This is a genomic window from Nonomuraea sp. NPDC050202 (genome assembly GCF_040656115.1).
GTDB lineage: Bacteria > Actinomycetota > Actinomycetes > Streptosporangiales > Streptosporangiaceae > Nonomuraea.
In genome coordinates, this window is the sequence record NZ_JBFALF010000008.1 from 146104 (window position 1) to 167926 (window position 21823).

At 72.0% G+C, this 21823-nt stretch carries 17 protein-coding genes and 1 pseudogene; 14 read left to right on the top strand and 4 right to left on the bottom strand.

Annotation, left to right across the window (positions count from 1 at the left end):
• Nucleotides 1-301: 301 nt before the first annotated feature.
• The 4 genes and pseudogenes from AB0I79_RS23405 to AB0I79_RS23420 all read left to right on the top strand — a co-directional run bounded on the left by AB0I79_RS23405 (nucleotide 302) and on the right by AB0I79_RS23420 (nucleotide 2922).
• Entirely contained in the window at nucleotides 302-577 is a 276-nt protein-coding gene (locus AB0I79_RS23405; protein ID WP_357876210.1) for a hypothetical protein, read from the top strand.
• Between the two features lie 142 nt (nucleotides 578-719).
• Complete coding sequence (locus AB0I79_RS23410) at nucleotides 720-1904, top strand: cytochrome P450 (protein WP_357876212.1); 1185 nt, start codon at nucleotides 720-722, stop codon at nucleotides 1902-1904.
• A gap of 18 nt (nucleotides 1905-1922) precedes the next feature.
• Nucleotides 1923-2654, top strand: coding sequence for an HAD family hydrolase (locus AB0I79_RS23415; protein ID WP_357876214.1), 732 nt, complete (start codon nucleotides 1923-1925; stop codon nucleotides 2652-2654).
• Nucleotides 2651-2922, top strand: a pseudogene (locus AB0I79_RS23420) (DUF4031 domain-containing protein). Before AB0I79_RS23415 ends, AB0I79_RS23420 begins: the two are co-directional and overlap by 4 nt.
• Nucleotides 2923-3004: 82 nt before the next feature.
• On the opposite strand, the gene AB0I79_RS23425 reads toward AB0I79_RS23420, so the two are convergent.
• The gene (locus AB0I79_RS23425) at nucleotides 3005-3868 is read right to left on the bottom strand and encodes a metal-dependent phosphohydrolase (protein WP_357876216.1); all 864 of its coding nucleotides are present in this window, start codon (nucleotides 3866-3868) and stop codon (nucleotides 3005-3007) included.
• A gap of 105 nt (nucleotides 3869-3973) precedes the next feature.
• On the opposite strand from AB0I79_RS23425, the gene AB0I79_RS23430 reads away from it, so the two are divergent.
• Entirely contained in the window at nucleotides 3974-5140 is a 1167-nt protein-coding gene (locus tag AB0I79_RS23430) for an alpha-hydroxy acid oxidase (RefSeq protein ID WP_357876218.1), read from the top strand.
• On the opposite strand, the gene AB0I79_RS23435 is transcribed toward AB0I79_RS23430, so the two are convergent.
• Both AB0I79_RS23435 and AB0I79_RS23440 read right to left on the bottom strand, forming a co-directional pair.
• Nucleotides 5127-7277, bottom strand: a complete 2151-nt coding sequence (locus tag AB0I79_RS23435) for a discoidin domain-containing protein (protein WP_357876220.1) — start codon at nucleotides 7275-7277, stop codon at nucleotides 5127-5129. The two genes, AB0I79_RS23430 and AB0I79_RS23435, sit on opposite strands and share 14 nt — an antisense overlap.
• A gap of 95 nt (nucleotides 7278-7372) precedes the next feature.
• Nucleotides 7373-8563: an ROK family protein gene (locus AB0I79_RS23440; RefSeq protein WP_357876222.1), complete on the bottom strand. Its 1191-nt coding sequence runs from the start codon at nucleotides 8561-8563 to the stop codon at nucleotides 7373-7375.
• A 144-nt stretch (nucleotides 8564-8707) separates the two neighbouring features.
• Between AB0I79_RS23440 and AB0I79_RS23445 the strand changes: the two genes are divergently transcribed.
• The 6 genes from AB0I79_RS23445 to AB0I79_RS23470 all read left to right on the top strand — a co-directional run bounded on the left by AB0I79_RS23445 (nucleotide 8708) and on the right by AB0I79_RS23470 (nucleotide 15655).
• A complete protein-coding gene (locus AB0I79_RS23445; RefSeq protein ID WP_357876224.1) occupies nucleotides 8708-9934 on the top strand; it encodes an ABC transporter substrate-binding protein in 1227 nt (408 codons plus the stop codon).
• 25 nt (nucleotides 9935-9959) lie between these two features.
• Entirely contained in the window at nucleotides 9960-10895 is a 936-nt protein-coding gene (locus AB0I79_RS23450; protein ID WP_357876226.1) for a sugar ABC transporter permease, read from the top strand.
• Complete coding sequence (locus tag AB0I79_RS23455; protein WP_357876228.1) at nucleotides 10892-11725, top strand: carbohydrate ABC transporter permease; 834 nt, start codon at nucleotides 10892-10894, stop codon at nucleotides 11723-11725. Before AB0I79_RS23450 ends, AB0I79_RS23455 begins: the two co-directional genes overlap by 4 nt.
• 11 nt (nucleotides 11726-11736) lie before the next feature.
• Nucleotides 11737-13707, top strand: a complete 1971-nt coding sequence (locus tag AB0I79_RS23460; RefSeq protein ID WP_357876230.1) for a beta-galactosidase — start codon at nucleotides 11737-11739, stop codon at nucleotides 13705-13707.
• Between the two features lie 226 nt (nucleotides 13708-13933).
• Complete coding sequence (locus tag AB0I79_RS23465) at nucleotides 13934-14227, top strand: hypothetical protein (RefSeq protein WP_357876232.1); 294 nt, start codon at nucleotides 13934-13936, stop codon at nucleotides 14225-14227.
• 186 nt (nucleotides 14228-14413) lie between these two features.
• Nucleotides 14414-15655 carry a hypothetical protein gene (locus tag AB0I79_RS23470; RefSeq protein WP_357876234.1) on the top strand — a complete coding sequence of 414 codons (1242 nt, stop codon included), beginning with the start codon at nucleotides 14414-14416 and terminating at the stop codon, nucleotides 15653-15655.
• A gap of 7 nt (nucleotides 15656-15662) precedes the next feature.
• Here AB0I79_RS23470 and AB0I79_RS23475 read toward each other — a convergent pair whose 3' ends face one another.
• Nucleotides 15663-16295: a sigma-70 family RNA polymerase sigma factor gene (locus tag AB0I79_RS23475; protein WP_357876236.1), complete on the bottom strand. Its 633-nt coding sequence runs from the start codon at nucleotides 16293-16295 to the stop codon at nucleotides 15663-15665.
• A gap of 179 nt (nucleotides 16296-16474) precedes the next feature.
• Here AB0I79_RS23475 and AB0I79_RS23480 point away from each other — a divergent pair, with 179 nt between their 5' ends.
• The 3 genes from AB0I79_RS23480 to AB0I79_RS23490 are packed head-to-tail and all read left to right on the top strand — an operon-like array spanning nucleotide 16475 to nucleotide 21728.
• Nucleotides 16475-17185, top strand: coding sequence for a Crp/Fnr family transcriptional regulator (locus AB0I79_RS23480; RefSeq protein ID WP_357876238.1), 711 nt, complete (start codon nucleotides 16475-16477; stop codon nucleotides 17183-17185).
• A gap of 23 nt (nucleotides 17186-17208) precedes the next feature.
• Complete coding sequence (locus AB0I79_RS23485) at nucleotides 17209-18492, top strand: oxygenase MpaB family protein (protein WP_357876240.1); 1284 nt, start codon at nucleotides 17209-17211, stop codon at nucleotides 18490-18492.
• Nucleotides 18492-21728: an AAA family ATPase gene (locus tag AB0I79_RS23490; RefSeq protein ID WP_357876242.1), complete on the top strand. Its 3237-nt coding sequence runs from the start codon at nucleotides 18492-18494 to the stop codon at nucleotides 21726-21728. The genes AB0I79_RS23485 and AB0I79_RS23490 overlap by 1 nt, the downstream gene beginning before the upstream one ends.
• Nucleotides 21729-21823: the final 95 nt, after the last annotated feature.

The following is a 21823-nucleotide window of genomic DNA, read 5'->3' on the forward strand; positions in this document are numbered from 1 at the left end:
CAGTCACTATCCGTGAGGGCTCAAACTCCGGCTCTATGCGACGAGATCATCGCAGAATGTCGCCATCTTGTACGCCAAACGCCGTCTACCGCCCCACTTTGCCCTGCTTTCACGGCAGTTCAGGGCACTTGACGGAGGTGTGGCAGACCGGGGCCTGACCCCTCTGCCGTCACAGGGCGTCCGATTCCGCCCGCGTCCCCATGGCGGGTTCGCCGGGATCCCTGCCGTCTTGGTGACAGCCTCGATCCCTGCTGGTCGTGTGCCGTGGCCGGGCGCACAATGGGACGCGGAGGAGGGAGCTGTGAGCAAGCGATCGCGAAGACGCCGTGCTCTTTCCAGTGGCGCGCCCGCCTGGCCGCCCGGCTTCGGCCCCGGCGAACCGCACTGGACCGAGCGTGACCACCCCCCGTTCGAGGATCCGCCCGGAGGCAGGGGCGGGGTGCGGGAGCCGCGCAGGCCCAAGCCCTCCCCGCCCGCCCTGTCGGCCGAGGCCGAGCCGCCCGAGCCGCCCGTCATCGCCCGCGACCGGACGCTGCCGCCGCCGGAAGAGGTGACCAGGGCGTTAGCCGGAAGATGACCGCCCCCGCGCCCGCAAGGGCAGCGAGGGGGAGATGTAAATTCGTCCTTCCGAAGGGCCCCATTCACCTCTCCGGATGGGACCATCTACGCAGGGATTTATCCCAACATGGTGCGATGTATCCCAGCCAGGACGGATATCGATGTCAGAGACAGAAGAGTTCCCGCTCGTCCAGTTCATGCGTGACGGGTTCGACCCCGTGGGTGAACTCGGGCGCATCAGGGACGAGCACCCGGTCTTCCCCATGCAGATCCCGGGCGACCAGACGGTGTACCTCGTCACCCGCTGGGAGGACGTCCGCGCGGTGCTCGGCGACCACGAGCGCTTCAGCAACGACTTCGCGGGCGTGATCGGGCTCGGCTCCAACCAGGAGGACCCGGGCGGTCTCGGCTTCCGCGACCCGCCCGAGCACACGCGGCTGCGCAAGTACCTCACGCCCGAGTTCACCATGCGCCGCCTGCGCAGGCTGGAGCCGCGGATCGAGGCCATGGTCGAGGAGTACCTCGACCGCATCGAGGCCAAGGCCGCGGCCGGCGGGACGCCGGTCGACCTGGTGGAGGAGTTCTGCCTGCCGATCCCGTCGCTGGTCGTGTGCGAGCTGCTCGGCGTCCCGTACGACGAGCGCGCCGACTTCGTGAAGCTGAGCAAGGACCGCTTCGACTTCACCGCGGGGCCCGAGGCGTCGCTGCAGGCCATCAACGACGCGATGACGTACCTGACGGACCTGGTGGCCAGGGAGCGGCAGAACCCGGGCGACGGGCTGCTCGGCCAGCTCCTGCGCGAGCACGGCGACGAGCTCGACGACCGCACCCTCGCCAGCATGGCCGACGGCCTGCTGACCGGCGGCCACGACACCAGCACCAGCATGCTCGCCCTCGGCACCCTGTGGCTGCTGCGCAACCCCGAGCACGCCGCCAAGGTGCGCGAGGTGGACGGCTACGTCGAGGACGTGGTCGAGGAGCTGCTGCGGTACATGACGGTCGTGCAGGTCGCCTTCCCGCGCTTCGCCCGCGACGACCTGGAGCTGCACGGCGTGCCGATCAAGAAGGGCGAGATGGTGCTGTGCTCGCTGACCGGCGCCAACCGCGACCCCGCTCTCGGCGGCGGCATGGACGAGGTACGGCCCGGACGGGAGACGGCGGGCTCGCACCTGGCCTTCGGCCACGGCATCCACCGCTGCATCGGCGCGCCGCTGGCGCAGATGGAGATGCGCATCGCCTTCCCCGCGCTGCTGCGCCGCTTCCCCGGCCTGCACGTCGCCGGTGAGGTGCCGTTCAGGGAACTCGCCATCGTCTACGGCGTGAAAGAGCTACCCGTCGCCTGGTAGAGCGGTTACGTTCGCTGTGTGGACGAGCCTGTCATCGACCTGACCGCGATCAGCGCCGTCGTGTTCGACACCGACGGCGTGGTCACTGACACCGCTCGGGGGCACGCGGCCGCCTGGAAACACGTCTTCGACGCGTTCCTGCGCGGCCGCTCGGCACCGTTCGACATCCGCGGCGACTACCTGCGTCACGTGGACGGTCGCCCGCGCCTCGACGGCATCCGCACGTTCCTGGCCGCACGCGGCATCACCGTGCCCGAGGGATCGCCCGGCGACGAGCCGGGAGCGCCCACCGTGCACGGGCTCGGCCTGGCCAAGGACCGCGTCTTCATGGAGCAGGTGGACAAGTACGGCGTGGCCGCGTTCCCCGCCACGGTGGCGCTGCTGCACGAGCTGCGGCATCGCGGAGCCCGTACCGCCGCCGTCTCGGCCAGCCTGCACGGGCGCAAGCTCGTCGGCTCGGCGGGGGTGATGCACCTGTTCGACCTGATGGTGGACGGCAACGACGCCGCGCTGCTGAACCTGCCCGGCACGCCCGACCCCGCGCTCTTCCTGGAGGCGGCGCGGCGGCTGGACCTGCCCGCGGCCAAGGTCGCGGTGGTGGTGTCGGCGCTGCCGGGGATCGAGGCGGGCCGCAGGGGCGGGTTCGGCATGGTGGTCGCGGTGGACGCCGAGGGCGAGGGCGCCCATGCGGCGGTGCCCGATCTGGGCGCGGTCGAGGTGCGTGGGAGGGTTCTACCCTTGACGTCGTGACTGTTCTGATCGATCCGCCCAACTGGCCGGGGCCACGCGGCCTGATGTGGTCGCATCTCGTCAGCGACAGCTCCCTGGAGGAGTTGCACGCGTTCGCGGTGCGGCTGGGGTGCCCGAGCGGGCGTTCGATCGGGATCATTACGACGTGCCGGAGACCGTGCACGCGCGGGCGGTGGCCCTGGGGGCGGAGGCGGTCAGCTCGCGCGAGCTGCTGCGGCGGCTGGTCGCGGCCGGGCTCCGCCGCCGCAAGCGCCACCTCGCCGGTTAGCCCCGGTCAGCCCCCGGTCAGCCCGCGCCCAGCGCCGCCGGCGCCGTATGCCGCCCAGCGCCGCCGCCCGTGCCCAGCGCTGTCAGCCCGCGTCCAGCGCCGCCAGCTCCGCCGCCATGTTGGCCCTGGCGCGCTGCTCCCACAGGTCGCGGGCGCGGGGCGTGCGGTAGAGGGCCGGGGTGGCGAGCAGGCGGCGCAGCACCGCCGCGCGGCCCTGCGCGAACAACGCGTCGGGCACGTGGGCGTACTCCTGGCGGATCGCACGCGTGTAGTCGTCGTATCCCGGGCCTGCCAGGACGGCCAGGTCGGCGTCGCACAGGACGGCGCCGTTGCGGTCGCCGGGCTGGAGCGTGTCGTGGGCGGCGGTGAGGCGGACCAGCCTGGCCACCTCCGCCACCCGGCCGGGCGGGACGCCGCAGCCCGGAAGGCGTGACTGGGCGAGCTGGGCGCTGCGTTCCTCGTCCCAGCCCGCGCGGCCGTCGTAGACGGCGTCGTGGAACCAGGCCGCGAGGCGTACGGCCGCCAGGTCGCCGGCCTCGTCGGTGAGCTGGTCGGTGAGCTGCTCGATGGCGGCCAGGACGGCGGCGAGGTGGTTGAGGGTGTGGTAGCGGCGGTGCGGCTCCGCCCAGCGGGCGACCAGCTCGGCCCCGAGCGCGAGCGAGGCACGCGAGCCGCCCGCCAGCCCCGTCCAGCCTCGCGCGAGATCGGCCGCCGATTCCCCGCCGATGGCCGCGCCGCCGCCCGCGAGCGCCGCACCGGCCGCGGTGGCGGGGTCGTAGGCGGGGTCGTAGGCGGGGTCGTGACCGCGGGCGTCGTCGTGACCGCGGGCGAGGGCGGGGTCGTGAGCGCGAGCGGGGGCGAGGTCGTGAGCGTGAGCGGGGGCGGGGTCGTAGGCGGGGGCGGGGGCGGGTGGGTCGTGGGGTGTGGGCGGGCGATCGTCGATCACGATCCCACCGTACGCGGGCCGCGCGATGTTAAGGTCCTCGGCATCGGGTCGAACGCGGACAAGGAGCCACGGCGCCTGCCCCGGTGGCGGGAGCTGCGGAGGGTCGTGCCCGGGCGGCCGCGATGGTCGAGGGCGGACAGGGTCGCGGCGGCGGCCGGCGTCGCCGATCTGCGGCTGCTGGCCAGGAGACGCGCCCCGCGCATGGTGTTCGACTACGTGGACGGCGCGGCCGAGGGCGAGCGGTCGATGGCCAGGGCCGTGGAGGCGTTCGACCGGGTGGAGTTCGCCCCGCACGTGCTGCGGGACGTCGCCGAGGCGCCCACGTCGGTCGAGATCCTGGGGCGGCGGATCGCGATGCCGGTGGTGCTCGCGCCGACCGGGTTCACGCGGATGATGCACCGCGAGGGCGAGCGGGCGGTGGCGCGGGCCGCCGAGCGGGCGGCCGTCCCCTACACGCTGTCCACGATGGGCACCACGACGGCCGGCGACGTGGCCGCCGCCGCGCCCGGCGGGTGGAACTGGTTCCAGCTCTACGTGGTCCGCGACCGGGCCCGCAACCTGGAGCGGCTCTCCCTGGCCTCGGACGCGGGCATGGACGTGCTGGTGGTGACGGTGGACGTGCCGGTGGCCGGGGCGCGGCTGCGGGACGTGCGGCACGGCCTGACGATCCCGCCCTCCCTGCGCTGGCGGGGCGTGCTGGAGGCGGCGCGGCATCCGGCGTGGTGGTTCGACTTCCTCACCGGCGAGCCGCTCGCGTTCGCCACCGTGGAGGGCGCGCCGGACGACATGGCGGGGTTGACGAACCTGATGTTCGACCCGTCGGTGACGGTCGCGGACCTGGAGTGGATCAGGTCGGCGTGGCGGGGGAAGCTGCTGGTCAAGGGCGTGCAGCGGGTGGACGACGCGAAGGAGCTGGCCGCCGTGGGCGTGGACGGGCTGGTGGTGTCCAACCACGGCGGGCGCCAGCTCGACCGCTCCGCCACCCCGCTGGAGCTGCTGCCCGAGGTGGTGGAGGCGGTCGGGGATCGTACGGAGGTGTTCCTCGACGGGGGTGTGCGCAGCGGGGCCGACGTCGCCGCCGCGGTCGCGCTGGGCGCCAGGGCGTGCTTCGTCGGCCGCGCCTACCTGTACGGGCTGATGGCCGGGGGCGAGCGGGGCGTGACGCGGGTGCTGGACCTGCTCCACGCCGAGCTCGTACGGACGTTGCAGCTCCTCGGGGCGAGCGGCGTCGAGGGGCTCACCCGGGACGTCGTACGGATCAGGGGAAGTTGACGATCTTCACGGGGATGGTGGCCGTGCCCTGGGCCGGGGCTCCGGTGTCGTTGATGACGCGGTTGATCGTGCCGTTGCCGCCGAGCGAGACGGTGAGCAGGGAGTGGAAGCGCACGTTCGGGTTGACGGGCGCCTCGAAGCCGCGCTCGGCCACGATGCTCGGGTCGACGTTGAAGTAGCAGTACGCCCCCACCCCCCACGCCTCGTGCGAGGTGACCGAGTCGGCGACCTTGTAGGCGGCGTAGCCACGGGTGGAGCCGTTCATCCAGGCGGCCTGGCCGGGCGGGTCGTACGGCATCTCGTTCTGGAAGAAGATGGTGCGCCCGCGCTGCCCGTTCCAGATGAGCTGGTACTTCTGGTAGTGCTCGACGAACAGCCCGTACGCGGTGACGTCGTCGCCGTTGACGATCAGGCCGGTGTCGGCGGTGTTGACCGTCCAGCCGATGCCGGCGCCGTGGTCGCCGCGCCAGGCCCAGATGTGGTCGATGAGCGTGTGGTCGCTGTTGACGACGAGGCTGGTCGTGGCCTTGCCGGCGTGGGCGCCGCCGATGCGGAAGAACACGTCCTGGATGGAGATGGGGTTGGCCGCGTGCGAGGCCGACGAGCCGGGCGGGCCGACCTCCATGAGGATGGGCGAGTTCACGCTGCCCGCGTCGAACAGCAGGCCGGCCACCCTGACGCCGTCCACGTCGGCGACGCGCATCGGCACGACGCCGTTGTCGGGGATGATCGTGGCGTAGCCGAGGCCGAGCACGACCGTGTCGGGCCTGGTCACGTTGATGGTCTGGCCGACGTGGTAGATGCCGGGCGTGAAGAGCAGGTTCAGGCCGGAGGCGAGGGCGGCGTTGATGGTGGCGGCGGTGTCGGACGGCTTGGCCACGTAGAACCGGGTGAGCGGGATCGAGGCGCCGGTGCCGGGCCAGCTCGCGCCGCGCGTGTTCTGCCGGAGCGAGGGCACGAACACCTGGTAGGCGCCGGCGGAGTCCACGTACAGGTAGGGCTTCTCCCTGGTCACGGGGCTGTTGGCGAGCGTCGTGTACGGCGGCTCGGGGAACGACTGGGCGGGCGCGCCCACGACGCCGGAGAACACCATGTTCCACACGCCGTTGAGCCAGCCGCCGATGGTGCTGTCGCGGGTGAACCACTGCTGCTGCGAGTACGGCTGCACGGTGCCGTCGATCCGGCTGTCGGCGATGTAGCCGCCGCTGGCCCAGCCGTACCCGGTGGGGGCGAGGTTGAGGTTGCCCCTGACGTGCATGCGGCGGAACGGCGCGGCCTGCGAGACCGCCCATTGGTTGGTGCCGCCGGTCGGGGTGATGGACAGGTTCTCGGCCGAGCGCCAGAAGTTCTGCGTGGCGTTGCCGCCGAACCAGCCCGCGTCCACCCTGACCTGGCCGTTGATGGTGACGTCGTCGGGGTTGCGGCCGAGGCCCATGATCGAGGTGTAGAAGCCGATGTTCGCGGTGACGTTGTAGCTGCCGGGCTTGAACAGCAGGGCGTGGCGCTGCAGGCCGAACTGGTTGGACTCCATCTGGGTGAAGACCGAGTCGAGCGTGGCCTGGATGCTCGACGACGGCATCGAGGGGTCGAAGACGTGCACGTTGGGGCCGAGGTCGCCGCCGCCGGGCGGGGTCGTGGTGGTCGTGCGGACGGTCAGCTCCCACAGCGAGTAGCCCCAGCCGGTCGCCCTGGCCGTGCCGTGCACGCGCAGGTAGCGGCCGGTGCCGGTGACGTCCAGGGTCTGGGTGCCGCCCGTGCCGGTGGTGGTGGCGTAGAGGTCGGTCCAGGCCGAGGCGTCGCCGGAGACCTGGACGCGGAACGCGGTGGCGTGGGCGGTCTCCCATTGGAGTACCACCTGGCAGATCTCCTGGGACGAGCCCAGGTCGACCTGGAGCCACTGGGGGTCGCTGAAGGCGCTGGACCAGCGGGTGCCGGTGTTGCCGTCCACGGCGGCCGAGGCGGGGGTGCCGGCGTTCTCGGTGGAGGAGGCGGTGGCGGGGCGGTTGAGCGCGGCGTTGGCCGTGCCGCACGCCAGGGCCTGTGCGGGGGCCGAGCGCGCCGACATCGTGATCAGGCAGGACAGGAGTAAGGCCGCCAGCGCGGCGACGATCAGGGCAGGGCTTCGGCGGGGGTGCACTGCGGGACTCCTCACGAACGGGGGGTGGTGAGAGAGCGCTCTATCGAGCAGAGCGTGCCTGCGGCCCGGACTTATGTCAATGCTTGATTTAACTTCTACGCAATAGTGGGCACGGACGACGGATACGCCGCGTCCCCGAAGAACGGCTCGATGACCAGCGTGGCCGCCCCCAGCGCCACCGCGTCGGGCCCGAGCCGCCCGAGCACCACCGACTCCGGCTGGAACGGCTGGGCCTGCGTGTTCGCCGCGGTGGCGGCCCGGATCGCGTCCAGCAGCCGCCCGCCAAGCATCAGCCCCGCCCAGCCCCCGATCACGATGCGCTCGGGGTTGAACAGGTGCACCAGCGACGACAGCCCCGCCCCCAGGATCTCCACGGTCTCCCCGATCACCGGCGAGCCCTCCTCCAGCAGCCTGGCCAGCGCCGCCTCCTCGTCGGCGGAGTCCGCCTCGACGCCGGCGCGCTCGAGCATGGCCTCGGCCCCCAGGTACGCCTCCAGGCAGCCGCGCGCCCCGCACCGGCACGCCCGCCCTCCCGCGACCACCTTCAGGTGCCCGACCTCGCCCGCGGCCATGCCCGCCCCGCGGTAGATGCGCCCGCCGGTCACGATCGTGCCGCCGACGCCCGACCCCACGAGCATGATGATCGCGTCGCGGGTGCCCCTGCCCGACCCGAACCAGAGCTCGGCCTGCCCCATGGTCTTGGCCCCGTTGTCCAGGACCAGCGGCAGCGGGGTGCCGGCCCGCAGCAGCGCGCCGAGCGGCACCGCCTCCCAGCCGAACGTCTTGGCCCGCACCAGCCCGTCGGGGCCCGGCTCGACGATGCCGGGCACGCCGACGCCCACGCCGAGCACCTGCCCGGCCGGCACCTCGCCCTCGGCGACGACCGCGGCCACGCCGGTCAGGATGTGGCGGGCGACCAGCTCGGGGTCGTGCTTGGCCGAGCGGACCGCATAGTGGGCCCTGGCCCGCACGTTCATCTCCAGGTCGAACAGTTCGACCTTGACCTGGGTCTCCCCTACGTCCACGCCGACGGCGTAGCCGTAGGCGGGGTTGACCTTGAGCAGCACGCGGGGCCGGCCGCCGTCGGAGTCGACCTGCCCCGCCTCGACGATGACGTTGTCGGCCAGCAGGTCGCCGGTCATCGTGCTGACCGTGGCGGCGCTCAGCCCGGTCTCGGCGGACAGCTCGTTGCGGCTGGCGGGCCCGCCGAAATAGAGCGCGCGCAGCAGCATCGCCCGGTTTCCCCGGCGAAGATCCCGTACGGTCTTGCGCCCTGACGTGCCCATTCTCGTCCCCGTCCCTCTCAGAAGTCCGCCGCCATGTTAGTTCACGGCCCGAAGTAGCCGGGCGGCCGGTGTTACCAAAGCGTTCCCTGACTTTTTTCGGAGCTTAGATTATGGTCTGGCCATCCCCCCGATGAGGAGATGGCAATGAGCCGAGGACTTGTGCGAGGCGCCGTCGCGGCGGCTCTCGTGACCGGACTGGCCGCCTGCGGAAGTGGCGGTGGCGGTGGCGGTGGCGGTGGCCAGGGCGAGGGCAAGGAGCTGACGTTCTGGATGTACCAGGACCGGACCCCGCAGGCGGGCCAGGTCATGGAGCAGGTCCGCAAGGACTTCGAGAAGGCCAACCCCGGTGTCACGGTCAAGCTCGTCAAGATCCCCAAGGACGACTACAACACCAAGCTGGGCAGCGCCGTGGCCAGCAAGAGCGCGCCCGACGCGGGCATACTCGACCAGCCGCTGGTCTCCAAGTACGCCCTCGACGGCACGATCAGGGAGGTGCCCGCCGGGCTGATCGACGAGGCCGACTACTACAAGGGCGCGCTCGACACCAACCGCGCGGCCGGCAAGCTCTACGGCCTGCCCCAGGACCAGACCACGGTCGCCCTCTTCTACAACAAGAAGCTGGTGCCGGCCCCGCCGAAGACCTGGGACGAGCTGAAGCAGGTCGCCGCCCAGGTGCACGCCGCCGACGCGAACGTGGCCGGCATGAACGTGCCCAAGGGCGACGGCTACGGCGCCTGGATGTTCCCCGGGATCGTGCACGGCGCGGGCGGCGAGATGGTGGACGACGCCGGCAAGAAGGTGCTGTTCGACCAGCCGCCGGCCGTGGAGGCGCTGCAGCTCTGGGTGGATCTGCAGAAGTCGTCGCCGCGCAAGATCACCGACTCGGACAAGCCGTTCGAGAACGGCCTGGCGGCCATGACGATCTCCGGCCCGTGGGACGTGCCGACGATCCGCGAGCAGTTCCCCGACCTGGACTTCGGCGTGGCGCCGCTGCCGTACAAGACCGAGCCGGCCGGCAACATCGGTGGCGAGGACTCCGTGGTCTTCTCCACCAGCAAGAACCCGGACCTGGCCTGGAAGTGGCTGGCGTTCCTGGCCGGCGCCCAGAACAACGGCGCGGTCGCCGACGCCTTCGGCGGTTTCCCCGTGCACCTCAAGGCGCAGGTGCCCGCGGGCGGGCCGGAGCAGGCGGCCTTCCTGGAGCAGCTCAAGGTCGCGCACGCGCGCCCCGCGGTGCCGCAGTGGATCCAGGTCAACGACGAGGTCATCGCCCCGGCCATCGAGTCGGCGCTGACCGGCAAGGTCACGGCGCAGCAGGCGCTGGCGGACGCGGCGAGCAAGACCCGCTCCCTGCTCGGCTGGAACGGCTGACGTGGCCGCTCCCGTACTCGAACGGGTGACGACGGGACCCGGGAGGCGCGCCAGACGCCGCCCGGGCGCCCGCCGCCGCGACCACCTGATCGGCTGGCTGCTGATCACCCCCGCGCTGGCCTACTTCCTGATCTTCCTGCTGTACCCGGCCCTGTCCGCGCTCTACTACAGCTTCACCGACTGGAACCTGCGCACCGACGCGAGCTGGGTCGGCCTGGCCAACTACGCGGACCTGCTGTTCGACGACGTCAAGTACCCGCACTTCTGGAAGTCGGTGAGCGTCACCCTGCAGTACACGCTCATCGCCGTGCCGCTGACCCTGGTCGCCGCGCTGGCGCAGGCGTTGCTGCTGAACGCGATCAGGCGCGGCGCGAACCTGTTCAGGCTGCTGCTGTTCCTGCCGGTCGTCACGGCGGAGGCGGCGGTGGGCGCGATCTGGCGCTGGCTCTACGACCCGCAGTACGGCCTGATCAACACGCTGCTCGGCCTGGCCGGCATCCCCGGGCAGAACTGGCTCAACACCCCCGAGCTGGTCATCCCGGCGCTGGCGTTCATCGCGGCCTGGCAGTGCGGCATCTCGATGATCATCTATCTGGCGGGGCTCAAGGGCATCCCCGGCTCGATCCAGGAGGCGGCGATCATCGACGGGGCCGGGCCGTGGCAGCGGTTCTGGCGGGTGACCTTCCCGATGTTGCGGCCGACCACGTTCTACCTGCTCGTGACCGGCGTCATCGCGGCGCTGCAGGTGTTCGGCCTGGTGTACGTGATCTTCTCGGGGAACGGGCGCAGCGTCACCGGCGGCCCCGAGCAGTCGGGGCTGACGTACGTGCTGCACCTGTACCTGTTCGCCTTCCGCTACGACGCGATGGGCGCGGCCTGCGCGATGTCGTTCATCCTGCTGGTCTTCATCATGATCGTCACGGCGCTGCAGTTCCGGTTCGTCAAGCAGGAGGCGGCGTGAGGAAGCTGTCCGTCCATGTCGCGCTGGTGCTGCTGGCCGCCGTGTCGGTGGTGCCGTTCCTGTGGATGGTGGCCACCTCGTTCAAGCACGGGCCCGACATCTACACCAAGACGCCCAGCCTGCTGCCGCTGGACAAGAAGACCGGCGAGTGGGCCGCCACGCTCGACAACTACTCCTACGTGCTCGACGTCGGCGGGCTCGGCAACGCCTTCGTCAACAGCGTGTGGGTGTGCGCGATCCTGGTGCCGGCCAAGCTGCTCATCGACGCGCTGGCCGCGTACGCGTTCGCGCGGATCCCGTTCCCCGGCCGCGACAGGCTGTTCGTGATCATGCTGGCCGGCATGATGGTGCCCGCGATCACGCTGCTGGTGCCGCGCATCCACGTCACCCAATCGCTGGGCATGTTCGACTCCGGGTGGGGGCTGATCGTGCCGAACATCGCCTCGGTGCTCGACATCTTCCTGCTGCGGCAGTTCTTCCTGTCGCTGCCCGGCGAGCTGGAGGAGGCCGCGCTGATCGACGGCGCCGGCCGGATGCAGATCTTCTGGCGGATCGTACTGCCGCTGTCGAAGCCCGTGCTGGCGGTCGTGACCATCACCAGCTTCCTGTTCCACTGGAACGACCTGGTGTGGCCGCTGCTGGTCACCAACGACCCCGAGCTCTACACGCTGCCGCTGGCGCTGCAGCAGCTCGTCGCCAGCCCGGACGGCGGGCGCGCGTACTACATCATGGCGGGCGCCACGCTCGCCGTCCTGCCCGTGATCGCGGTGCTGCTGGTCTTCCAGCGCCGCATCCTCCAGGGCATCGCCTTCACCGGTCTCAAGGGTTAGGAGAAGCCACTGTGGTCATCGAGGTCCGCGACGGGGTCGCCGTCGTCGACGGCGTGCCGCGGGTGCTCGTCACCGCCGACTATCCGTACTACCGCGACGATCCGGCCGTGTGGGCCGATCGCCTGCGCGCCGTACGGGACGGGCTCGGGATCGAGGTGATCACCTGCTACCTGCCCTGGCGGCACCACCAGCCGGAGGCGGGCGCGGCGCCCGACTTCACCGGCCTGACCCATCCGGCCAGGAACGTCACCGGCTTCCTGGCGCTCTGCCACGAGCTGGGCCTGCGGGTGATCGCCAAGCCCGGCCCGTTCATCCACGCCGAGGTCAACTACGGCGGGCTGCCCGACTGGGTGTGCCCCGACGCCGACCCCGCCTTCGAGGCGCTGCTCGACGCCTCAGGCGCGCCCTCGCGCTGGGCGGACGCCGCCGCTCCCGAGGGCCGGCCGCTGCCCGCGCCGCTGGCCCCGGCCTTCCTGTCCAGGGCCACCGAGTGGCTGTCGGCCGTGGGCAAGGAGGTGCTGGACGGGGCCGAGGCGGTGGTCGCGGTGCAGATCGCGAACGAGGGCGTCTACACCAGCGGCGCGCTGCCGCTGACGGCCTACGACTACAGCGCCTCCGGGGTGGCGTTCTACCGCGACCGGCTGCGGTCCTGGTACGGGACGCCGCAGGCGTACAACACGGCGCACGGCACCCGCTACGGCGACTGGGCGGACATCGCGCCACCGACACCCGCCTGCGGCCCGCTCGCCAAGGCCGACTGGGGACGCTTCCACGCCGAGTACCTGGCCGAGGTGTACCGCGTCTGGACGCAGGCCGTCGGCTCCGGACTGCCGGTCCTGGTCAACCTCAACCCGCCGACCGTGCCCGAGCTGGACGACTGGCTGGCCAGGGTCAGGCCGGAGCTGTGGGGCGAGATCTGCTACGGGTTCACCAACTGGATGGGTGTCGTGTCGGCCGACCGCGACGCGCACGCCCGTTACGTCATCGCCGCCAAGCGCGCGCCCGGGCCGAATCTGGAGGAGAACTGGGGCTTCTCCGAGCTCTACGACCCCGCCTACATCGACGGGGCGACCAGCTTCCACCAGTCGCTGCTGGCGCTGGCGGCGGGCGCGACCGGGTTCAACGTCTACACCGGGGTGGCCACCTCCGGATGGGCGCCGGAGCTGGACGCCGCCCACGCGGGGCCGTACCCGGACTGCCCGCCCATCGACGCGGGCGGCAGGGTGACGGGGAAGGCGCCGGTGGTGCGGGCGCTGGCGGGCTTCTTCGCCGTGCACGGCGCCGAGTTCCTGGAGTGCGAGCCGGTGCGGCGCGACGCGTTCGGCCTGTACCTCCCGTACGCCGGGATCGCCGCCCTCTCCGGCGAAGACGGGCCGGGGTGCGGGCGGGCGCTGCTGGCCTTCCACGAGCGCATGCGGGCCAGGGGGCTGGACTACGGGCTGGTCGAGCTGGAGAGCGTGACGGCGCGGGAACTGGCCGCGTACCGGTCGGTCACGGTGCCCGGCGGGCCGTTCATGCACCGGCGCGTGCAGGAGCTGCTGGCCGCGTACGCGGAGGCGGGCGGGCTGGTGCTGGTGGACGGCCCCGTGCCCGCGCTGGACGAGCGGATGGCGCCCTGCGAGCTGATCACGCCGTCCGCTCCCCCGCCGGACGCCGGCGAGAACCCCGTCCTGTACGGCGACGCCGACGCGTTCCTGCGCAGCCATCCGACCCGGGATGTGCACTATCTCGTCGTGCTCGTCCAGTCGGGCAACGAGGGCCCGATCGGGCTGCGGACCCCGTACGGGACCGTCGAGGTGGTCGCCGCGCAGGGCGGCGGCGCGGTGCTGCGCCTGGCCGGCGGGCAGGTCGGCGACCTCGTGATCAGAGGGCTCAACACCTACCTCGACTGCGCCGTGGAGGCCGGCGTGCGCCTGAACGGGGTGCGCACCGGCGCCGTCGGGCCCGGCGACCTCACCCGGATCAACGGGAGACTTGTCTAGACGAAAGCCGGAAACGCATCGATGGAAGGCACGGGTATTTCGCCACCGGTGTCGTCGCTCTGCTCCTTCGCACAGGACCGCCCGCGGAGAGGAGATCGCCATGGCATCAGGGGAGTTCCAGGTGATGAAGGTGCCGGCCGAGCAGTTGGCCGGCCTCCTTCACGGCCAGGTTGTCGATCCCGGTGCCCAGCCCACGCACGTGGTCCATCGGGACGAAGGTTGGACAGTGGACGTGAGCTGGGAGGTCACCGGCGAGCTCGTCGACTGGCTGGCGGGACGCTGGCAGTTGGAGATCATCGCCGACCTGATGGGCGGTGGCGAGACCAGGCATCCGTCACCACCGGTGGAGCTGACCTTCACCCCTGGCTCGGGCCGGTACACCGCCTCGATCCCCATGCGCGGCCAGCTTTCCCCCGGCACCTATGACCTGGTGGTCAACCTCACCACGACGACGGCCGCGGGCACCGCGGGGGCGCTCGGCGGATTCGTGGTGATCAGCAAGCTGACGGTCAAGGAGTGAGGACCCACCCCCGGATTGCCGGGGGTGGTGATCATCCTGCAAGCACCCCGCAAGCGGCGCCTCCTAGGCTCCTGGCCGCGGCCACAGGGGAGACACAGGCCGCCGGACTGTATCTGACGCCGACGGGGGTGCTCTTAACTCCGTGAGCCCTCCGCCAGGCGACGGGACCAGCAAACGGGAGACTCCATGTCCGACACTCCGATGACCGCGGATGACGTGCTGCGCATCGCGGCCTACAAGGACCGGAGCGCGGCACTCGAAGCCATGGTCATCGCCTACAGCTACCACCGCGTGGCCGGGGACCTCGCGGCGCGCCTGGGCCGGGAGGCCAACAACTGGTACTGCTACGCCACCTGGACCTCCAAGGCGGTCGGCGAGAGCCTCGACCTCGGCCCGAACTCGCCGTTCATCGAGGACTTCGGCCGCCGCCTGCGCGTGCCGCAGCGCTTCAAACGGCTGTTCCGGGCCGCGCTGCTCACCCTGCTCGGGCCCAGCTACCAGCTCGGCCTCGCGCTGGCCAACCGCGCCATCTTCCTGGAGACGGCCAGCCTCGCGGTCAATCTGTGGAACGACGAGCCCGACCGCTTCCTGAAGGTCAGCCCCGAGTCGGACCTGACGCCGACGCCGCCGGAGTTCCTGACCGACCTGCTGTCGCCGGCCGACCCGCGCTACCTCAAGGACGCCGCGCAGCTCATGGTGGAGGCGGACAAGACCGAGGACCAGGCGGAGCGGGCGGAGCTGCTGCTGGGCGCCAACATCGCGCTGTCGGCCTACGAGCAGGCACGCGCGCAGGCGGCGCTGGAGCTGGTGCTCTACCGGCCGGTCCGCTGGCTGACCCGGGTGTCGTGGCGGTCGCTGCGCTCCCTGGTCACGCGCAAGCCCTTCCCCAGGTTCAGGCTGTACGCGGCGAGCCACGCCGACCAGCCCTGGCTGACCCGCAAGCTGGAGGACCTGTGGTCCTCGCTCTACACCCGCCACCTGTTCGCCGTCGCCACGCCGCTCAGCGACGTCAAGGTCGGCAGGCCGCTGACGGCGCCGGCGGGCGTGGACATGGCCAAGGCGTGGGCGCCGATCCAGAACGAGAAGGTACGCAAGCTCGCCGAGGAGTTCATCACCGAGGACCAGGAGGCGTCCACGGCCGGGGTGACCGACTGGGTGTCCTACCCCGACCGCATGCGCTTCATCGTCAGCTACTTCCGCGTCTACCAGAGCGTGGACGCGCTCTACCGGGTGCCGTTCGACCAGAAGATCGCCGACGGGCTGGCCGAGGAGATGGCGCGGGGGCTCGTCCCCGAGGCCGTCAGCGGCATGCCCGCGCTACGCGGCAGGAAGTTCTACGCCTTCCCGGCGGAGACGGATCCGGACGCGTACGAGATGGCGCACTTCGACTTCGAGCCGTTCCTGGAGGCGATCCCGCTTGACCGGTGAGTAGCCCTCAGTCCAGGAAGTCGCGAGTGATCTCGCGGGCCTGAAGGAGCCCGCGGAGCCTCGCGAAGGCGCGGGCTCGGGTCGGCCCGATGCTCCCGACCGGCCTGCCCAGCCTGCGCGCCACGTCCACGTAGTGCGGCTCGGAGGTTTCCGTGAGCGCTCTGAACAGGACCCGCTGCGCTGCCGGCAGCTCCTCGACCAGCTCTTCGAGCGTGCCGGCCAGCCAGATCCTGGCCAGTTCCCTGTCCACGTCGTCCGTGCTGCCCAGCGAGTCGAGGTCAGGGGTGCAGATCTCCTTCGTGCGCTTGGTGAGCTTGAGGCACTCGCGGAAGGCGATCGTGGCCAGCCAGCCCGGCATGCGGTGGCCGTCCTCGACGCTGCCCAGGTTCTGCCAGGCGAGCATCCAGGTCGTCTGGAGCACGTCCTGGGCGTCCTCGTGGCTGAGCCTGAAGCGGCGGATGCGGGCCTTGAGCATCGGGCTGAACTCCTCGACGAGCTGCTCCCACGCCCAGGCGTCGCCCTCCCGGGCGGCGGACACCAGGGTCGCGGTGTCGGGGCGCGTGTCGGGGCGCGTGTCGGGGCGCGAGTCGGGGCGCGAGTCGGGGCGCGAGTCGAGCCGTTCCATGGTCTGCGCTTGCATGTCGTTCTCCCCGCCGGTCCGGTTTCTCGGGGGGCCAATTCCGGCCGGCTACCTCACCGTGCGACGGGTGATCCGAAAAGACTGTTCCGAAGGCAACAGTCCGGGTGTGGTCCTCGTCACATTCGGGAGATCGGATGCCACCTGCTGTCCGCTCGCGGAAGTCGGCCTAGAGTTCTTGCATGAACGCGCGCAGCGGGCTTCCGTACGAGGTCGAGCCGGTCGCAGCCGTGCTGGCGGAGATCCCGTTGTTCCAGGTGCTCGGGGAGAGCGGCATCCTGAGCACGGCGCGCGCGGGGGTGGCGCGCCGCTACCGGCCGGGGCAGATCATCTTCCATCAGGGGGACCCGGGAGAGTCGCTGTACGTGCTGCTCGACGGGCTGGTGAAGGTGGTCTTCACCACCGAGCACGGCGACGAGATCGTGCTGAACATGCTGAGGCGGGGCGACACGTTCGGGGAGATGGCGCTGCTGGACGGCTCGCCGCGCTCGGCATCCATCGTGACGGCGCGGCCGTCCTGGGTGTTCGCGCTGCCGAGGGCGCGGCTGCTGGAGCTGATGCGGGAGCACCCGGGCCTGGCCGACGAGTTCCTGCGCCTGCTCGGCCGCATGGTGCGCAGGCTCACCGGCCAGGCCGCCGACCTGGCCTTCCTCGACCTCGGGGGGCGGCTGGCCAAGCTGCTGCTGCAACTGGCCGACAAGCACGGCCGGTCCGACGACGTGGTGGACCTGCCCGGGCTGACCCAGTCCGACCTCGCCGCGCTGATCGGCGCGTCGCGGCCCGCGGTCAACCGGGCGTTGCAGTCGCTGGTGTCGAGGAACCTCATCTCCGTCCAAGGGCGGACGATCACGCTGCTGGATGTCGCCGCCCTGCGGAAACGGGGCGGCCTCTGAACGAACTGGAGAGTACGGGGTAGATGAACGTCCATGACGAGCGCTGGCCGGAGGAGAGGTTCCGGCAGCTCAGGCAGCAGGCCGATCCTGACATCGACAAGGTGGTGGCCGAGTACCTCCAGGCGCAGCCCACGGGGACGGGCGCGCTGGAGCTGGTCAAGGCCGTGGTCGCGGAGCTGGGGGCGGCCAAGCGGGAGGCCAGGGAGCCCTCGGGCGCGCCGCCGGCCTCGGAGATCTTCGACGCGCTCGAATTCGCCAGGGAGCTGCCCGAGTGGGGCGACGACCTGGAGCTGCTGGCCCGGGGGCAGGCCGTGTTCGCCGACTACGGGCTGTACCAGTCGGCGGCGCTGTTCTTCGCGTGCCTGCCGATGGCGTACGTGGAGGTGTCCAGCGCCAAGGTGCTGGCCGGCGTCTCCAACCTGGCCACGCACAGCCTCACCCGCCGGGTGGCGGAGACCGGGCAGATGCTGGTGGACGTGATGGGCCTGAAGGCCACCGACAGCCTGCAGCCGGGCCGTCCCGGGCACACGACGGCGATCGGGCTGCGGATCCTGCACTCGTTCGTGCGGGCCCTGGTCGAGGAGAAGTACGCCGACCGCTGGGACACCGGGCGGTACGGCCCGCCGGTCAACCAGGAGCTGCTGCTGGCCACGCTCTTCGACTTCTCCGTGGTCACGTGGGAGGCGATGGAGACCATGGGCGTGGTGCTGAGCGAGCAGGAGCGCGCCGCCAACCTCTACACCTGGAGCGTCTTCGGCCACCTCATGGGCGTCGAGGTCTGCCGCGACGGCCCCCTCACGCTCGACGACGTCCCGCCGATCAGTGCTCGCCTGGGCCGCATGCTGGAGCCCAGCGACGAGGGCCGCCGCCTGATGGCCATGCTGCTGAAGGAGATGGAGTCCTTCATGCCGCTGGGCTGGCGCAAGATGCCGCGCAGCCTGGTGCACTGGATCTTCCAGGACGCCGAGCACGGCGTCCACCGGGTGCCCGAGCTGCTCGGCGTGCCCGGCGCGGCCTGGTGGTGCACCGCGCTGTTCGCGGCGGCGCGTTCCGCTCACCGGCAAAAGTGGCTGGCAGGGCCCGCGGGCGGTGTGGTTCGCTGGCTGGTACGGAAGGCCGGGCGGCACATCGTGATCGCCCTGATCGACCGCCACTCCGACGGGCAGGCGGCGTTCAGGATCCCCGACGAGCTGGCCCGCGCCTGGCGGATCAAGCAGTCGGCCCCCGCGGTGAAGACGCGCGCGCTCCGCCGCACCGTCCGTAAGACGCTACGAGCGCCCGCGCAGGGGCGGAAAGGCCCGCGCTAGTGACTGCTCCGCATCAGCCCGGACGTGAGCCGGGCACCCTCACCACGGCGACCATCCTGTTCACCGACGTGGTCAGCTCCACCGCGCTGCGGATCAGGCTCGGCGAGGAGCGGGCCAACGTGGTCTTCCGACGCCTCTACGAGCTCCTGCGCTCGGTGGTGACGGCCAGCGGCTCCTCCTTCACCAAGAGCCTGGGCGACGGGCTGATGGCCGTGTTCGACTCCGCGACGGCCGGGCTCGACGCGATCATCGCGGTGCAGCAGGCGGTGGTCGACGAGAACGAGCGCGCCCTGGAGAAGATCTCCATCAGGGCCGCGCTGGCCGCCGGCGACGTGTGCTGGGGGCACGACGACGTGAGCGGGCTGCCCACGGTGGAGGCAGCCCGCCTGGTCGCGGTCGCCGAGGGCGGACAGGTGCTCTGCACCGACCTGGTCAGGCGGCTGGCGCAGGGGCGCAGCCGGCACGAGTTCAAGGATCTCGGGCGGATGCCGGGCAAGGGGCTGCGCGAGCCGCTGCACACCTACGAGCTGCACTGGCAGAGCGCCGACCACCACCTCGGCGGCGGGCTGGCGCCGTGGCTGGACGACGCGGGGGCGCTGCCCTTCGTCGGCCGCGAGGAGGAGCTGCGGGTGCTCGACGGGGAGCTGGCCGCGGCCGAGTTCGGCAGCGGGCTGGTGATCCTGGAGGGCGACCCGGGGGTGGGCAAGACGCGCCTGGCCTCCGAGGTGGCCAGGCGGGCGCTCAAGCGGCAGTTCACGGTGCTGGCGGGGCGGTGCACGGATCCGGCGCGCAAGGCGTACGAGCCGATCGCCGGGGCCGTGGAGCGGCTGGCCCGCACCTCGCCCGCGCTGCTGCTGCGGGCCGGGGTGGACCAGCAGTGCGGCCAGCTCGTCCGGCTGGCGCCGTCGCTGGCGGCGCCGCCGCTGTCGCTGGAGGTGCCGCCCGCCACCGAGCCCGTGTCCGAGCGCTACCACCTGATGGCCGCGGCCCGCACGCTGATCGAGCGGCTGGCCACCGTCCGGCCGGTGCTGCTGGTCATCGACGACCTGCAGTGGGCCACGCTGGAGTCGCTGCAGATGCTCAGCGCCCTCATGTGGGACGCCGACGCGCTGCCGCTGCTCGTGCTGGCCATGTCGCGGCCCGTCCCGGTCGAGTCGGCCCCGCCGCAGACGCTGCCGGAGCTGCACAAGCTCACCGCGGGCGCCCGGGTCGTCCAGGTGCCGTCGTTCGGGCTCGACGAGGTCTCCTCGGCGCTGACGCAGGCGCGGGCGGGCAGCGACCCCGAGCGGCTGCACCGGATCACGGGCGGCAACGCGTTCCTGGTCAGCGAGGTGATCAGGGAGCTGGGGGCGGGCAAGGACCTCGACGCGCTGGCCGTCCCCGACTCGGTCACCCGCATGGTGACGGCCCGCCTGTCGCAGCTCCACCCCGACGCCAGGGACCTGGTCACCCTGCTGGCCGTCGGCGAGCGCATGACCTCGGCGGAGCTGCGCCGCGGGCTCGACCTCGACGAGGCCAGGTTCGTGGCCGCGGTGGAGGAGGCCATGGGCACCGGCCTGGTGACGATGCTGGACAACGGGTCCTGCCAGTTCTCCCACGAGCTGACGAGGGACGCGCTCTACGCCACGCTCTCGCCGCCGCGGGCCGCGCTGCTGCACGGCCGGGTGGCCGACGCGCTGTGCGAGACGGACCCGGCCGCGATGCGGGCGCGCCCGTACGTGGTGGCCGCCCACCTGGTGGCCGCCGCCGAGCAGGGCCGCGACCCGGCCAGGGTCAGCGCGGCGGCGGACGCGGCCGTGCAGGCCGCCCAGCACGCGCTGGCCGGGCTGGCGCACCGCGAGGCCGTCACCTGGTACCAGCGGGTGCTCGGACTGCTGCGCGACTTCCCCGGCACCACGCTGGAGCGGCGCGCCGAGCTGCTGGTCGAGTGCGGCAGGGCGATGTGGCTGGCCGGGCATCCGGAGGCCAGGCGCACCCTGCTGGAGGCCGCCGACCTGGCCAGGGAGTGCCGGCGGCACGACCTGCTCGTCACCGCGGCGCTCGGCGGCGACCGGGGCTCGGCCATCTCGGCCGCGCCCGACCGGGAGCGCATCGCCCTGCTGACGGAGGCCCGCAAGGTGGTCGACTCCACCGACGTCAGCACCAGGGCCCTGCTGGCCGCCCAGCTCGCCTCGGAGCTCATCTGGGCGCCCGACGGCGAGCGCCGCTTCGCGCTGAGCGACGAGGCGGTGGCGCTGGCCCGCAAGTCCGGCGACCCGCGCACGCTGGCGAGCGTGCTCGGGATGCGCAGCCTGACCATCATCCCGGCCGACCCGCTGCACCAGCGGCACCGCGACGGTGACGAGATGCTGGAGGCGGCCCGCAGGACGGGTGACGACCTGGCGCTGTTCCACGCGTACATGCAGCGCACTCCCCCGGTGCTCGACGGCGGCGACACCACCAGGGTGGCCATGCTGCTCGGCCAGGCCGACGAGCTGGCGCACCGGCTCGGGCAGCCGCACCTGACCTGGCTGATCGGCTACTCCAAGGCCGGCCTGACGCTCATGCAGGGCGACCTGGTGCAGGCCGAGGCCGAGGCGGAGTCGGCGCTGCGGCTGGGCTCGGAGATCGGCCGCCGCCTCGAGGCCATGGCCATCTACTCCGAGCAGATCCGCGAGATCAGGCGGCTGCAGGGGCGGCTGTGGGAGCTGCGCGAGCGGCTGCGCCGCGCCGCCCGGCGCCCGCGCGTGGATCCGGTGCACGCGGTGCTGCGCTACCTGTGCGAGCTCGGCGACGAGGAGGCCGCGCCGCTGCTGGACCGCATCCTGGACTACGGCGGCGCCGCGCCGCCGCGCAACATGGCGCACCGGTCCGCGCTCGACAACCTGGCCGTGGCCGCCGCCCGGCTGGGGCGGGCCGAGCTGGCCGGGCGGTTGTACGACTCGCTGGCCTCCGGCGGGGAGACGTTCGGGCACGGCGCGGTGGCCCATCACTGCGGGCATCACTACCTGGCCCACCTGTGCGTGGCGACGGGTGATCCTGGGCGGGCCGCCGAGCACTTCGAGGCCGCGGCCGAGGTGCACGAGCGGCGCGGGGTGCCGCTCATGCTCGCCGAGTCCCTGCTCGACTGGGCGGACCTGCTGGACGAGGGCGACCTGGGCGGGCCGAAGCCGGCGGACCTGCGCGAGTGGTGCCGCTCGCTGCTGGCCGGCCGGGGCGCGCTGCTGCTGGACAGGCGCGCCGCGGGGGGCGGCTGAGGGGTTCAATACCAGACCGAACAGGCATTACGCCCATCCGGGGCAGTCGGCCGGGTCCATTCTTGGACGGTCCTTCTCCCTCCAGTGGAGCCGCG

Coding starts and splice junctions, on each gene's coding strand:
- AB0I79_RS23410 (WP_357876212.1), top strand. CDS start 720: ATGTCAGAGACAGAAGAGTTCCCGCTCGTCCAGTTCATGCGTGACGGG.
- AB0I79_RS23440 (WP_357876222.1), bottom strand. CDS start 8,563: ATGGGCACGTCAGGGCGCAAGACCGTACGGGATCTTCGCCGGGGAAAC.
- AB0I79_RS23445 (WP_357876224.1), top strand. CDS start 8,708: ATGAGCCGAGGACTTGTGCGAGGCGCCGTCGCGGCGGCTCTCGTGACC.
- AB0I79_RS23470 (WP_357876234.1), top strand. CDS start 14,414: ATGTCCGACACTCCGATGACCGCGGATGACGTGCTGCGCATCGCGGCC.
- AB0I79_RS23475 (WP_357876236.1), bottom strand. CDS start 16,295: ATGCAAGCGCAGACCATGGAACGGCTCGACTCGCGCCCCGACTCGCGC.
- AB0I79_RS23480 (WP_357876238.1), top strand. CDS start 16,475: ATGAACGCGCGCAGCGGGCTTCCGTACGAGGTCGAGCCGGTCGCAGCC.
- AB0I79_RS23485 (WP_357876240.1), top strand. CDS start 17,209: ATGAACGTCCATGACGAGCGCTGGCCGGAGGAGAGGTTCCGGCAGCTC.